The 13,380-nt window shown below is 56.6% G+C and carries 13 protein-coding genes; 1 reads left to right on the top strand and 12 read right to left on the bottom strand.

All coding sequences use genetic code 11. The features are described from left to right. Positions 1-5: 5 nt before the first annotated feature. The 11 genes from tatD to udp all read right to left on the bottom strand — a co-directional run bounded on the left by tatD (position 6) and on the right by udp (position 9,634). On the bottom strand, positions 6-788 hold the full coding sequence (tatD, locus tag H5P17_RS10580) for a 3'-5' ssDNA/RNA exonuclease TatD (protein WP_182822761.1): 783 nt from the start codon (positions 786-788) through the stop codon (positions 6-8). A 51-nt stretch (positions 789-839) separates the two neighbouring features. Beyond that, entirely contained in the window at positions 840-1,610 is a 771-nt protein-coding gene (gene tatC / locus H5P17_RS10575) for a Sec-independent protein translocase subunit TatC (RefSeq protein ID WP_012004722.1), read from the bottom strand. 3 nt (positions 1,611-1,613) lie between these two features. Then, a complete protein-coding gene (tatB, locus tag H5P17_RS10570) occupies positions 1,614-2,180 on the bottom strand; it encodes a Sec-independent protein translocase protein TatB (RefSeq protein ID WP_044554464.1) in 567 nt (188 codons plus the stop codon). Positions 2,181-2,183: 3 nt separating this feature from the next. After that, positions 2,184-2,447: a Sec-independent protein translocase subunit TatA gene (tatA, locus tag H5P17_RS10565; protein ID WP_006323098.1), complete on the bottom strand. Its 264-nt coding sequence runs from the start codon at positions 2,445-2,447 to the stop codon at positions 2,184-2,186. A gap of 80 nt (positions 2,448-2,527) precedes the next feature. After that, entirely contained in the window at positions 2,528-4,159 is a 1,632-nt protein-coding gene (gene ubiB, locus H5P17_RS10560; protein ID WP_044554463.1) for a ubiquinone biosynthesis regulatory protein kinase UbiB, read from the bottom strand. After that, the gene (locus H5P17_RS10555) at positions 4,156-4,764 is read right to left on the bottom strand and encodes an SCP2 domain-containing protein (RefSeq protein ID WP_044554483.1); all 609 of its coding nucleotides are present in this window, start codon (positions 4,762-4,764) and stop codon (positions 4,156-4,158) included. Before H5P17_RS10555 ends, ubiB begins: the two co-directional genes overlap by 4 nt. 13 nt (positions 4,765-4,777) lie before the next feature. Further along, positions 4,778-5,533, bottom strand: coding sequence for a bifunctional demethylmenaquinone methyltransferase/2-methoxy-6-polyprenyl-1,4-benzoquinol methylase UbiE (gene ubiE / locus H5P17_RS10550; RefSeq protein ID WP_020824839.1), 756 nt, complete (start codon positions 5,531-5,533; stop codon positions 4,778-4,780). A gap of 79 nt (positions 5,534-5,612) precedes the next feature. Next, entirely contained in the window at positions 5,613-7,160 is a 1,548-nt protein-coding gene (gene rmuC / locus H5P17_RS10545) for a DNA recombination protein RmuC (RefSeq protein WP_182822759.1), read from the bottom strand. Between the two features lie 140 nt (positions 7,161-7,300). Then, positions 7,301-7,831, bottom strand: a complete 531-nt coding sequence (locus tag H5P17_RS10540; RefSeq protein WP_182822757.1) for a DedA family protein — start codon at positions 7,829-7,831, stop codon at positions 7,301-7,303. Between the two features lie 87 nt (positions 7,832-7,918). Next, complete coding sequence (locus H5P17_RS10535) at positions 7,919-8,701, bottom strand: tyrosine-protein phosphatase (RefSeq protein WP_182822756.1); 783 nt, start codon at positions 8,699-8,701, stop codon at positions 7,919-7,921. A 171-nt stretch (positions 8,702-8,872) separates the two neighbouring features. After that, the gene (gene udp / locus H5P17_RS10530) at positions 8,873-9,634 is read right to left on the bottom strand and encodes a uridine phosphorylase (RefSeq protein ID WP_044554459.1); all 762 of its coding nucleotides are present in this window, start codon (positions 9,632-9,634) and stop codon (positions 8,873-8,875) included. A gap of 512 nt (positions 9,635-10,146) precedes the next feature. Here udp and H5P17_RS10525 point away from each other — a divergent pair. Then, the gene (locus H5P17_RS10525) at positions 10,147-10,983 is read left to right on the top strand and encodes a dienelactone hydrolase family protein (RefSeq protein WP_182822754.1); all 837 of its coding nucleotides are present in this window, start codon (positions 10,147-10,149) and stop codon (positions 10,981-10,983) included. Positions 10,984-11,070: 87 nt separating this feature from the next. Here the strand turns inward: H5P17_RS10525 and metE are convergent, their stop codons facing one another. Beyond that, a complete protein-coding gene (gene metE / locus H5P17_RS10520; protein ID WP_182822752.1) occupies positions 11,071-13,362 on the bottom strand; it encodes a 5-methyltetrahydropteroyltriglutamate--homocysteine S-methyltransferase in 2,292 nt (763 codons plus the stop codon). Between the last annotated feature and the right edge of the window lie 18 nt (positions 13,363-13,380).

Genomic DNA, 13,380 nt, shown 5'->3' with positions numbered 1-13,380 from the left:
CTAACTCATTCCAGCCGGAATAGCCGGCGGGCGTTCTCATCGGTTTTCTGCCCCAGCCATTCGGGATCTTCTTGTCGCCAGGTAGCCACCTGCCGGACGATATGAGGCAAAAAACAGGGTTCGTTGCGGCGAGATGCAGGTTTCGGATGTAAATCCCGGGGCAACAGATAGGGTGCGTCGGTTTCCAACAACAGACGATCGGCGGGGATCTGCGGCAGCAATGCGCGCAACTCCAGGCCACGTCGCTCATCACAGACCCAGCCGGTAATCCCGATCGACAGGCCCAGCGACAAGCAACTTTCCAATTCTTCGGCGGTGCCGGTAAAACAGTGCACTACCGCCGCGGGCAGTTTATCCAACCACGGCGTCAACAGCGCGGCAAAACGTGCGTGCGCATCACGGCAATGAAGGAAAACCGGCATCTTCAGCTCCGCCGCCAGCGCCAGTTGAGCGCTGAATGCCCTCTCCTGCTGCTCTGGGGTGGAAAAATTACGGTTAAAATCGAGCCCACATTCACCCATAGCTACAACCTGCGGCTGAGAGGCCAACTCACGGAGCCGCTCTGCGACCTGCTCATTCCAACTGCTGGCCTGATGGGGATGCACACCGGCGGTGGACCAGCAATAACCAGGATGCTGCTGCGCCAGCTCACAGGCAGCCTGGCTTTCCTGCAAATCAGTGCCGGTAATCAATAGCCCTGTCACGCCTGCGCCTCGTGCGCGATCCACCACCGCAGGGCCGTCTTTGGCAAACTGTGAACTCGTGAGGTTTACGCCAATATCAAACATGGTTTTCCCAATGCAAAAGCCGCCCATCGGGCGGCTCAGGAGCAAACAAATTTAAGGTGCCGGGGGTTCGTCACCCTCGTCTTCTTCTTCCGGCTGTGGACGACGTTTACCGGTATAGAAACGGGCAAAGAACACGCCCACTTCAAACAACAGATACATCGGAATGGCCAGCAAGGTTTGCGAGAACACATCCGGCGGGGTCAGAAGCATGCCGACCACGAAAGCCCCGACCAAAACGTAAGGACGTTTCTTTTTCAGATCTTCCGGTGAGGTGACGCCACTCCAGCAAAGCAAAATAATGGCAACCGGCACCTCAAACGCCACGCCAAACGCCATAAACAGCGCCATGACGAAGTCGAGATAGTTATTGATGTCGGTGGCGATCATCACCCCGGCCGGTGCAGTTTTGGCAAAAAAGCCGAACGCCAGCGGGAAGACGATAAAGTAGGCAAAGGCCATGCCGAGATAAAACAGCAGGCTGCTGGAGACCAGTAAAGGCATCATCAGGCGACGTTCATGCTTATACAACGCCGGCGCAATAAAGGACCAGACCTGGTACAGGATCACCGGCGCGGACACGAATACCGAGACGATCATCGTCAGCTTGATCGGGGTAAAGAAAGGTGAAGCCACGTCTGTGGCGATCATGCTTGCCCCGGCAGGCAGTTGCTTGATCAGCGGCGCGGACACCAGTTGATAAATATCATTGGCGAAAAAAACCAGCACCAGGAAGATCGCCAGTATGCTGATAATCGAGTTTAACAGCCGCTTACGCAGTTCTATCAGGTGACTGATAAGGGGTTGGGTATCTTCAACAGCCATGTTTTAACGATCGCCACTAGGTTGGTGAGACGCTGGGGTTTTATCCACAACAGGTTCTGGGGTGGCCTGAACAGCCGGCGCGACCGGTTGTTTCACCGGTGCCGTGGCAGGTTGTTCCACCTGCGGCGTGCCCGTTGCAACCGGCTCCGGCACTGCGGCCGGAGAGGATGCCACGGCCGCGGCTTCCGCCGGCGTCACGCCGTCATGAATGGCTTCCGGATCGGTGACCAGAGGGTTATGGATGGTGTGCGCAGGTTCGGTTTTGGTGCCACTGTCGCCCTGATAAGAGCGTTTCAGCGATTCCGCTGCGTCTTTCAGCTCATCCATTGACGCCTTCAGCTCCGGCGACAAATTCTGCATGCCCGCCTTCTCTACCTTTTTCAGGCTGTCCTGCAGTTCCTGCAGCTTAAGTTCCTGAGAAAGCTCATTCTGCACTGAAGCCGCCAGCGAACGCAGCGCGCGGATCCAGCCCGAAACTGTTCTTACCGCTACCGGCAACCGTTCTGGCCCAAGTACCACCAGGCCAATCACCAGAACCAGCAGCAGTTCACTAAACCCAATGTCAAACACGGTTTATACCTGCTCTTTGTTCTTCGACTCTTCCGTTTTCACTTCCGGCTGCTTATCGGTAATAGGCTTGGCCGTGAAGTCAGCGTCGTCCAGGCTGCTTTTTTCAGCCGTGTTGGTTGGCGGCGTGTTGTCATCGCCGATCGCCTTTTTGAAGCCCTTGATTGATGCACCGAGATCGGACCCCAGAGTACGGAGCTTTTTGGTGCCGAACAGCAGCACCACGATCACCGCGATGATCAACAATTGCGTAATACTAATACCGCCCATTGCAATTACCTCTATTTTAAAAGGGTTTTTTCAAAATCCGTCGCATTATACGGCAGATTTTACCAGAGTTTCGAGTCAATTCAGGTGGTTCGCTTCCAGCCAATCACCCAGGATACGATGCCGGCTGCCATCAGCCACGCAGGGAACACATCGACGTCCCCCAACAGCAAAATCGTACCGCTTACTAACAGTGTAGCGCCAACTCCGAACAAATAACGTGATTGCCCTTGGCGAACGCGCTGCGCCTGCATCTGATTGGTCAGCTTATCAACGCTTTGTTGCAACAGCTTATGTTGCTGCAGGCTATCGTAAAATAATTCAGGCAGTTCGGGCAGTTTCTCCGCCCAAAACGGCGCTTTTTCTTTCAGTGCCCGGATCACCGCCGGAATACCGACCTGATCGCGCATCCAACTTTCCAGGAAAGGCTTGGCGGTGGTCCACAAATCCAGCTGCGGATAGAGCTGCCGTCCCAGACCTTCAACATACAGCAAGGTCTTCTGCAATAACACCAGTTGAGGCTGCACTTCCATATTGAAACGGCGCGCGGTATTGAACAGGTTCAACAGCACGTTGCCAAACGAAATTTCCGACAGGGGTTTTTCGAAAATAGGCTCGCACACGGTGCGGATAGCGAATTCGAAATCCTCCACGTTGGTATCGCGCGGCACCCAGCCTGAATCAACGTGCAACTCTGCCACTTTGCGGTAGTCGCGATTGAAGAAGGCGATAAAGTTTTCCGCCAGATAGCGCTTATCGTCTTTGTTCAGCGAACCGACAATACCGCAGTCAATGCCGATGTAGCAGGGATCTTCAGGATGCTCATAGCTGACAAAAATATTGCCGGGATGCATGTCCGCATGGAAGAAGCTGTCGCGGAAGACCTGGGTAAAGAACACCTGTACCCCACGTTCGGCCAACAGTTTCATGTTGGTGCCCTGCTTTTCCAGCGTAGGGATATCCGAAACCGGGATGCCGTAGATCCGCTCCATCACCAGCACGCTTTCGCGACAGTAATCGGAATAAACCTCTGGCACATACAGCATCGGACTGCCATCGAAATTACGGCGCAGCTGAATGGCGTTGGCCGCTTCGCGCAGCAGGTTCAGTTCGTCCAGCAAGGTCTTTTCATATTCGCGCACCACTTCACGCGGGCGCAAACGGCGACCGTCCGGCATCAGTTTTGGCACCCAGCCCGCCAGGCGATACATCAGGCGAACGTCGGCCTTGATGATCGGCCCGATATCCGGCCGGATCACCTTCAGCACCACTTCCTGCCCGGTGGTTTTCAGCCGTGCAGTATGAACCTGCGCGATGGATGCCGAAGCCAGCGCCTGTTGGTCAAAATCATCGAACCAGGTTTCCAGCGGGCCGCCCATCGCCAATTCGATATGCTTGCGCGCCAGGGCACCGTCGAAAGGGGCAACCCTATCCTGCAGCAAAGTCAGCTGATCGGCAATCTGTGGCGGGAACAGGTCACGACGGGTAGACATCATCTGACCAAACTTGATCCATACCGGCCCCAGCTCCTGCAAGGCCAGACGCAAACGCTCCCCCAGCGGTTTATCCGCGTGGCGGTTTGGCATCCAGAACAGCAGACGTCGGCCAAAGCGCAGCGGCAACGTCAAACGTATCTTGGGGATCAGTTCATCCAGGCCATAACTGAGGAAAACGCGGACGATCAAATACAGGCGGCGTAGTTCGCCAGGGGTCATCGTTTACCCTCCAACTTGTCCATGCGAGCCATCAGCGCTTCGACACTGCGAACGGTGGCGTCAACTTCCTCGTTAAACCACACCACTTCCAGCGGGCCAGGAGCCACACGCCACTCTTCCGTCAAGGTTTCGGCCACGTAATGCTGTTGACGCTGCAAACCTCTCTTCAGCAGATTCGCACCCTTGCCGAACGCCTGAGTGATACCCTGCGCGGCAATATCACCGAGATAAGGCGCCAGCCATTCCGCCGGATCCCACTCAGCCAGATCAAGCAGGCCAACCAACTGCTGCACGACCTGAATATCGCCCTCAACAATCAGCTCGCCGCTGCGCATCAAGGGCGAAAGCTGTTGACGATCCCGCAGTTGCAGCAACACAGATATGCGGCTGCGCACCGTGCAGTCGGCAGTATCGTCAGACTGGCCAAGCACATCGACGCGCTGCTCACTGAAGATCAGTACCAACGGCGAAGCAAGCTCCTGCAACTCTATGCGCAGCACCTTGCCAGCCAGGCGAAGACGGGCGGCCTTCATGCTGCGATCGCGGAACAGCAAGCTATTGAGCGATGTTTCCAGCACGCCGGTCAACAAAGGGGTTAGCAGCATCGGCATGTCCATATCAGAACTTGAAGCCGCGATGCAGGGCCACAATACCGCCGGTCAGGTTAAAATAGGTCACGTTGTCAAAACCGGCTGCGCCCATCATACCCTTCAGCGTTTCCTGATCGGGATGCATGCGGATCGACTCGGCAAGATAGCGATAGCTTTCTGGATCCTTCACCACCAGTTCGCCGATTTTCGGCAACACGTGGAAAGAATAAGCGTCGTAAGCCTTGCTCAGCGGCGCCAGCAGGGGTTTGGAGAACTCCAACACCAACAAACGGCCACCCGGCTTCAACACGCGGAACATGGAGCGCAGTGCCTTGTCTTTGTCGGTGACGTTGCGCAGGCCGAAGGAGATGGTGATGCAGTCAAAATAGTTGTCCGGGAACGGCAGCGCTTCGGCGTTGGCCTGAACGTAGCTGACGTTGCCGACAATGCCGCGGTCCCGCAGCTTTTCGCGCCCCATTTTCAGCATGGAATCGTTGATGTCCGCCAGCACCACCTGTCCTTGCTCACCGACCATGCGGGAGAACTTGGCGGCCAGGTCACCGGTACCGCCGGCCAGATCCAACACACGCTGCCCACGGCGCACGCCGCTGCAATCAATGGTAAAACGCTTCCAGATACGGTGGATACCAAACGACATCAGGTCGTTCATCACGTCATACTTTGCCGCTACCGAATGAAAAACGTCTGCCACCATGGCCTGCTTTTCGTCTCGAGCTACGGTGCGAAAACCGAAATCGGTGGTTTCCTGCGGTTGATCTGCCATTGTCCTGCCTGCTATTCAGTCAATTTAGTGTGGTTGAGTGTACCAGAACCCCACGAAATACCCCACCTCACCGCGGCTGTCATGCCTGCGATGCGGAGCGTGGTTGCTCTGCGGCGTCGTCATCCTCCGCCCCCGGCAGCGCGTCAATGTCATCTTCGCCCGCTGCCTCGAATTCTTCATCATGCTGTGCGCTGGCCTGCTGGGCCAGCAGCGGGTTGATCGGTCTTTTCACCTCAACCCCCAGCGCGCGGAACCCCTCGGTCTGGCCGATAAGATTACCACGGCCTTCACTCAGTTTGTTCATCGCCTGGCGATAACTCCCCTGGGCCTTATCCAGGCTCTGCCCAAGCGCCGACATGTCGTCAACAAACAACCGCATTTTGTCATACAATCGCGCAGCCCGGTCGGCAATGCGTTGAGCATTCTGGCTCTGATGCTCATAGCGCCACAGGTTGGTGATGGTGCGCAGGGCGACCAGCAAGGTGGTTGGGCTCACCAGCATAATGTTGTGCTTGAGCGCTTCGCTAATCAGCTCCGGCTCACGGTCTATGGCCAAAAGGAAAGCCGGCTCCACCGGGATAAACATCAACACGTAATCCAGCGAACGCAGGCCGGGCAACTGCTGATAATCCTTACGGCCCAGCAGACGAATATGGCCACGTAGCGAGGCAATATGCTCACTCAACGCGGCTTCGCGCTCCGTTTCATCTTCGCTGTTGAAGTAACGCTCGTAGGCCACCAGCGACATTTTCGCATCGATCACCACGTCCTTGCCCTGCGGCAGACGAACGATAACGTCGGGCTGCATCCGGCTCTGATGGTCCAGCCGCACGTTGACCTGCGTTTCGTATTCGTGCCCTTCTCGCAGGCCCGAAGCTTCCAACACCCGACTTAATACCACTTCGCCCCAATTGCCCTGGGTTTTATTATCCCCTTTCAAGGCCTTGGTCAGGTTAATGGCCTCACGCGCCATTTGCGCATTAAGCTGCTGCAGGTTGCGTATTTCGTGGGTCAGCGTATGACGTTCGCGAGCTTCCTGGCCAAAACTGTCTTGCACCTGGCGGCGAAAACCGTCCAGTTGCTCACGCAGCGGCAACAGCAGGCGATCCAGACTCTGCTTATTTTGCTCATCCACCTTACGTCCGCTGTGTTCAAAAATGCGGTTGGCCAAATTTTCAAATTGGGTGGTAAGGCGCTGCTCGCTGTTGATCAACAGACGCTGTTTCTCTTCCGCCGCCATGCGAGTTTCCTCCAGACGGATGGTCACCTCACGCAGCTCGGCTTCTTGGGCGCTGTTCACTTCACGCTGTGCGCGCAGTTCCTGGTTCAACAATTCGCATTCGTTACGCCAGTGATTAAGCTGCTGAAGCTTTTCGTGTCCGGCAGCCAACTGGCTATGCAAATTGCGCAGCTCCAAATCGTTCTGCCGCATTTGCTGTTCATGGCGCAGGAGCGTCTCTTGCCGGGCTGCCGTTTCCTGCTGCGCCTGTTGCAGCGATTGTTCCAGCAGCCGCAGCTCGGTTTCATGCTGCGCATGGGACTGCTGCACGCGCAGGCTGGCGATTAACCAGCCCAACAGCAGGCCTACCGCCACCCCGCCTATACCGTAAACCAAACTGGTATCCACCCTGCCTCCTGTTACACCTGACCGTTCCGGCGTTTTATCCGCCCGCTGCCCGTCACGTTAAGGGGATGCTGTATGGATGTCCAGCCTGATTTTGTCCCGACGGCGCATTATTGCGAAACGCTGCGCAAGTCAGGCAAAGATTAGCCAAACCACTGGCTTAACCACTTGATGCCAAACGCCCCCGGCGCCAGAATGCCGAACGCCCAGATCATCGCCGAGGTAACATTCGCCACCTGAAAATAACGCTGGGGCATAGCGCAAATGCCACCGACCAGCGGGACCACGGCCCGCAACGGACCAAAGAAGCGGCCAATAAAAATGCCCAGCACGCCCCAGCGCTCAAAAAACGCATGGCCGCGCGTCAGCAGTTGCGGATTACGCGATAGCGGCCACATGTGCGCCACGCGATCTTGATAGTGGTAGCCAATCCAGTAGGAAAGCCAGTCGCCAAAGAAGGCACCCGCGGCGGCGGCGGCCCAGATAGGCCAAAAGGCAATGCCACTTTCGCCAATCAGCGCGCCCAGCGCCAGCAAGATCACCGTGGCCGGCAACAGCAGCGACAGGAACGCCAGCGACTCGCCAAACGCCAGGAAGAAGATAATCGGGATGGCCCAGCCTTCGTGCTGGCGCACGGTGTCGCTGACCCAGTGGATAATGTCATTGAGGCTCAATACGGGCTCCTGATGCGGGGTTTACTGCCCCAAGGATACGCAATGCCAGCCGGCGTCGGTTAAACCCCGGCTAAACATCCACGCGGTTTACTCGAGGTAGAACGCCTGCAGCGCTGCTCGTTGGCTTTGCCCCAGCCCGTATTCCGCCTCCAGCCAACGGTCGGTAGAACCGTATTGGTCACGGATGCAGCCCAGGGCGGTCATCAGGAACTCTTCTCGGGCGCTCAGCACATAGGCAAACTGCCCCAATGCCGAATCACTTAAACGAATCGACAGTTGATCCAACATCTGTTCACGGAAGGTCGCCAACGTGGTTTCGGTCAGCAGGTAATCCTCCACCACCGTCGCCTCATCGGCACCCAGTGCGAATAATACCAACGCCGATCCAACCCCCGTGCGGTCCTTACCGACTGCGCAGTGCTGGACGATGGCACCGTTATCGGTATGGCTCAGCAGATGGGCTAACTGCTTGTAAGCCGCATTGCCGAACGGCAGTCGGCGGTACAACTCCAGCATAAACGCCCGCGCATCGAAACCGGCCAGCGTTTCGCTGGTCAGTTTTTCCAGGTTGGCATTAACCTCATTGCTCAACGGGTTGGCAGGAAAATGGTGGTAATCCGCCCCCTGCCACAGGATATCGGGCTTGGCCTGCACTTCATCGGGATCGCGGTAATCCAGCACCGATCGCACCGGCACGCCGGCCAGGAAGGCGCAGTCGTTTTCCGTCAGGCGCTCCAGCGACCCGGAACGGAACAGTAACCCGCGCTTGATGCGGCGGCCATCAGCAACGCTGTTACCGCCGAGATCGCGAAAGTTAATGCCGCCATCAAGCGGTGCCAATGAAGGATGAAGCAGGATCTGGGCGGTCATAGACGTCCTCGTGGTTATTGTCTGATAAAACGCAACCTGAGAGCATCGGTAAAACCGGGCTCAACGGGTCAAAGAGGTGGCCAGTTAGATGGCGCTAATGATGATAACCGTAACAGATAACGGCTGAATGGAAAAACGGACCGCATGGCGGCCCGTTGAATTACGGAGGGATTACAGCAGACGACGCGCCGCATCAACCACGATCTGCACCGCTTTGCTCTCGGTGTTTTTCATGGTTTCCGCGTTCGGAATTTCCTGCTGGGTACGGTTAACGATCACACCGGCAACCATACCGGCACGCAGGCCCTGGCTGGCACACATGGTCAGCAGCGTGGCAGATTCCATTTCATAGTTCATCACGCCCATCGATTGCCATTCTTCCATCGAACCTTTGAAACGGCTGACGACGCGGCCGGAGTAAGTATCGTAACGTTCCTGGCCCGGATAGAAGGTGTCGGAAGACGCGGTCACGCCGATGTGCGTGGTAGCGCCTGCTGCCTTGGCAGCCTCGACCAGTGCGGTAGTACAGGCAAAATCGGCCACCGCCGGGAACTCCATCGGCGCGAAGTGCAGGCTGGCACCGTCCAGACGAACCGCCGCGGTGGTGACCAGAACGTCACCTACATTGATGTCTGACTGGATCGCACCCGTGGTGCCGATACGCAGGAAGGTGCGGATACCCAGCTGTGCCAGCTCTTCAACCGCGATAGAAGTCGACGGGCCGCCGATACCGGTGGAGCAGACGATCACTGCCTTGCCGTCCAGCTCTGCACGCCAGGAGGTGAATTCACGATGGGAAGCCAGGTGCACCGGATTTTCCATCAGCTTGGCAATTTTCTCTACGCGCTGCGGATCGCCAGGAACGATGGCAAGCTGGGCCCCTTGTAAATCGTTTTTGGTCAGGCCGAGATGGAAAACGTCAGATTGAGACATACGAGACTCCTCATAGATCATGTTTATTGGGAGGAACAAAAAAGTACTCTACTGAAAATCGTCACGAAATTTCGTGACGGCAATCACTACAGACAAAGAAACAGAATGCAATCTACATAACTCTTGTGACTAAAGTCACAAAAATTAGCAATAAGGCCCGCCCGATGGCCCCAATAGCCACCAGTCTAGTCGACAAATCGCACCGCCGGTTTCCCCCGCCACTCGGAATTTATCAAGGCGGTTTACCAATAAATCCCGTATGCCGATACAGAAAAATAGCCTTGGCTTATCGGTGACTTAGCCAGAATAAGCGGAACTAAGGCACCTTATGGTACTAATGCAGGTCAACTTGCGTAATAGCATGATAAAAAGACAATAAAAACGCGGTAAAGCCGGATATTTAATCGTTTTTTACAGACTTGACTGAAAATGCTCCACTCAATGCCAATAACGGGTAATCTTTCCTATAGTTAATCGCAGCGCTTTTCTCTATTGATTGCACGGAGACCGCAATGAAAACCGATCATGTGATGACATTAAAACAGGCCCAGGGGGGATTCACCCCGGCCGTAACCCCCCTGGCGACTTCTACCATCCTCACCGACGAGCAAGGCATTCATGCCGGGGAAACCACCATTCCTTCTCAGGGTGACAACCTGCCTGCCTATATCGCCAAACCGGCGGATCACAGCGGCCCCTTCCCGGTCGTTCTGGTGGTACAGGAGATTTTTGGTGTACATGAACATATTCAGGATGTGTGCCGTCGCCTGGCGAAGCAGGGTTATCTGGCGATAGCGCCCGAGCTGTACTTCCGTCAAGGGGATGCCCGGGAATACACCGATATCAGCGAACTGTTCCAAAAGCTGGTGAGCAAGGTGCCGGATCGTCAGGTACTGGCGGATCTGGATCATGCTGCCCATTGGGCAACTCGCCACGGCGGCGATGCCGGCAAGCTGGCGATTACCGGTTTCTGCTGGGGGGGACGTATTAGCTGGCTCTATGCCGCGCACAACCCGCAGTTAAAAGCCGCGGTGGCCTGGTACGGCAGACTGGTGGGTGAAAAAACGCTGAATTCACCAAAACATCCGGTCGATATCGCCACGCAGCTCACGGCACCGGTGCTGGGGCTCTACGGCGGCCAGGACAGCAGCATCCCGCAAGAGACGGTGGAAAGCATGCGTCAGGCGATCCGCGCCGCCAACGCCAATGCCGAGATCGTGGTGTATCCCGAAGCCGGCCATGCCTTCAATGCCGACTACCGGCCCAGCTTTGACGCCGAAGCCGCAGAAGATGGCTGGCAACGCATGCTCGCTTGGTTCGCGCAGTACGGAGTGCCCGGCGTTAAATAACATCTCGCCTAAAGGCTGCCTGAACAGGCAGTCTCTTACGTCATAAAAAAGGGCGCCGAAGCGCCCAGAATAATCAGGCTTAACCCCTTAAACCAACTGCTCACGCAGGCGCTGTGCGGCCAGCACCATGTTGGTCAGCGACTGACGGGTTTCCGGCCAGCCACGGGTTTTCAGGCCGCAGTCCGGGTTCACCCACAGGCGCTCTGCCGGGATGTTCTGCGCAGCTTTGCGTAGCAGCGCTTCGATCCATTCCACACTTGGCACGTTCGGCGAGTGGATGTCATACACGCCCGGTCCAATTTCATTCGGGTATTCAAACTCTTTGAAGGCTTCCAGCAGATCCATATCGGAACGCGAGGTTTCGATGGTGATCACGTCGGCGTCCAGCGCCGCGATGGAATCCATGATGTCGTTGAACTCGCAATAACACATGTGAGTGTGGATCTGCGTGTCATCTTGCGCGACAGCGGCGTTCAGTTTGAACGCCTCCACCGCCCAGTTCAGGTAAGCCGCCCAGTCGGATCGACGCAGCGGCAAACCTTCGCGCAGTGCAGGCTCGTCAATCTGGATGATGCCGATACCGGCTTTTTCCAGATCTTCCACTTCGTCGCGCAGCGCCAGGGCGATCTGTTTGGCGATCACTTCGCGGGTCACGTCTTCACGCGGGAACGACCAGCAGAGAATGGTGACCGGACCGGTCAGCATGCCTTTTACCGGCTTGTCGGTCAGCGACTGAGCATACTTCGCCCACTCGACGGTGATGGCTTGAGGACGGCTGATATCGCCAATGATCACCGGCGGTTTTACGCAACGGGAACCGTAGCTCTGTACCCAGCCGTTTTGAGTGAATACGAAGCCGTCCAGGTTTTCACCGAAGTATTCCACCATGTCGTTACGCTCGGCTTCGCCGTGCACCAACACGTCCAGCCCCAGGCGCTCTTGTTCAACGATCGCCTGTTTGATGTGTTCGCTAATGCTGGTGCGGTAGTTGTTGCCGTCCAAACGCCCCTGCTTGAAGTCCAGGCGCAGGCCGCGGATTTCCGTGGTTTGCGGGAAAGACCCTATCGTGGTGGTCGGCCAGGCCGGCAGGTTAAAGCGCTCACGCTGTGCCTGAGCTCGCTCGGCGTAAGGGCGCTGACGTTCGCTGTCCTGTGCGGTAATCGCCGCCAGACGTTGCCCTACCTGCGCATTATGTACGCGGCTGGACTGACGACGAGCACGGATTGGCGCGCTATAGGCGTCCAGTTCGGCCTGCTTGTCGGCACCCGGTGCGTTCAGCGCCGCGCTCAATAGGGTCAATTCGGTACATTTTTGCAGGGCAAAGGCGAACCAGCTCTTCACTTCTTCATCCAGACGAGTTTCCACGCTCAGATCGATAGGGCTGTGCAACAGTGAACAGGAAGTACCGATCCACAGTGGGCGGCTGCCGACTAACGGTTGCAGGCGTTCGAACCAACTGCTCAGATCGGCACGCCAGACGTTACGGCCGTTGATGACGCCCAGAGACAGCAGCCACGCTTTCGGCAGCGCCTTGTTCAATGCGTCGATATCGTCATCACCGGCAACCAGATCAACGTGCAGCCCCTGCACCGGTAGCTCGCGGATCGTATCGAGGTTGTGACCCACGCTGTCGAAGTAGGTGGTCAGCAGCAGTTTTACCTGACCTTGCAGCGCGTCGTAAGCCGGCTTGAAGGCGCTCAGCCATTCCTGCGGCAGCTCCAGCACCAGTGCAGGTTCGTCAATTTGCACCCACTCCACGCCGCGCTGCGCCAATTCTGCCAGCACCTGCTGGTAAACCGGCAGGATGTCTTTCAGCAGCGACAAACGGTCAAACGCCTCGCCTTTCACTTTACCCAGCCACAGATAGGTCAGCGGCCCCAGCAACACAGGCTTGATTTTGTGGCCCAGGGCCAGCGCTTCGTCCACTTCTTCCAACAGTTGGGTCCATCCCAGTTTGAACTGCTGGCCTTTGTGGAACTCAGGCACCATGTAGTGGTAGTTGGTGTTAAACCATTTGGTCATCTCTGCCGCCGCTGCCGGTTTTCCGGTGGGTGCGCGACCACGGCCAATGCGGAATAGCGTATCCAGATCGATTGAGCCATCCGCATTCTGATGACGTGCCGGCACGTTGCCCAGCAGCAGGCTGGTGGTCAATACATGGTCGTACCAAGCGAAATCGCCGACCGGCACCAAATCCACCCCGGCCTGCTGCTGTTGTTGCCAATGGCGAGCGCGCAGCTCGCGGCCAACCGCCAACAGTTCTTCCTGCGTTGAGTTGCCAGCCCAGTAGCTTTCCTGAGCTTTTTTCAGTTCACGTCTTAGCCCAACGCGAGGAAAACCCAGTGTGTGATTTAAAATTGCCATCGTCATATTCCCCATTTAGCCGTCCAGATGTTT

Origin of the sequence: Serratia sp. OS31, assembly GCF_014164835.1 — a bacterium.
GTDB classification, from domain to species: Bacteria; Pseudomonadota; Gammaproteobacteria; order Enterobacterales; family Enterobacteriaceae; genus Serratia; species Serratia liquefaciens_A.
This window is presented reverse-complemented; position numbering and strand designations above follow the sequence as displayed.

Bases quoted from the DNA above. Each gene is read 5' to 3' on its own strand.
- tatD (WP_182822761.1), bottom strand. From the start codon at position 788: ATGTTTGATATTGGCGTAAACCTCACGAGTTCACAGTTTGCCAAAGAC.
- tatC (WP_012004722.1), bottom strand. From the start codon at position 1,610: ATGGCTGTTGAAGATACCCAACCCCTTATCAGTCACCTGATAGAACTG.
- tatA (WP_006323098.1), bottom strand. From the start codon at position 2,447: ATGGGCGGTATTAGTATTACGCAATTGTTGATCATCGCGGTGATCGTG.
- ubiB (WP_044554463.1), bottom strand. From the start codon at position 4,159: ATGACCCCTGGCGAACTACGCCGCCTGTATTTGATCGTCCGCGTTTTC.
- H5P17_RS10555 (WP_044554483.1), bottom strand. From the start codon at position 4,764: ATGCTGCTAACCCCTTTGTTGACCGGCGTGCTGGAAACATCGCTCAAT.
- ubiE (WP_020824839.1), bottom strand. From the start codon at position 5,533: ATGGCAGATCAACCGCAGGAAACCACCGATTTCGGTTTTCGCACCGTA.
- H5P17_RS10535 (WP_182822756.1), bottom strand. From the start codon at position 8,701: ATGACCGCCCAGATCCTGCTTCATCCTTCATTGGCACCGCTTGATGGC.
- udp (WP_044554459.1), bottom strand. From the start codon at position 9,634: ATGTCTCAATCTGACGTTTTCCATCTCGGCCTGACCAAAAACGATTTA.
- H5P17_RS10525 (WP_182822754.1), top strand. From the start codon at position 10,147: ATGAAAACCGATCATGTGATGACATTAAAACAGGCCCAGGGGGGATTC.
- metE (WP_182822752.1), bottom strand. From the start codon at position 13,362: ATGGGGAATATGACGATGGCAATTTTAAATCACACACTGGGTTTTCCT.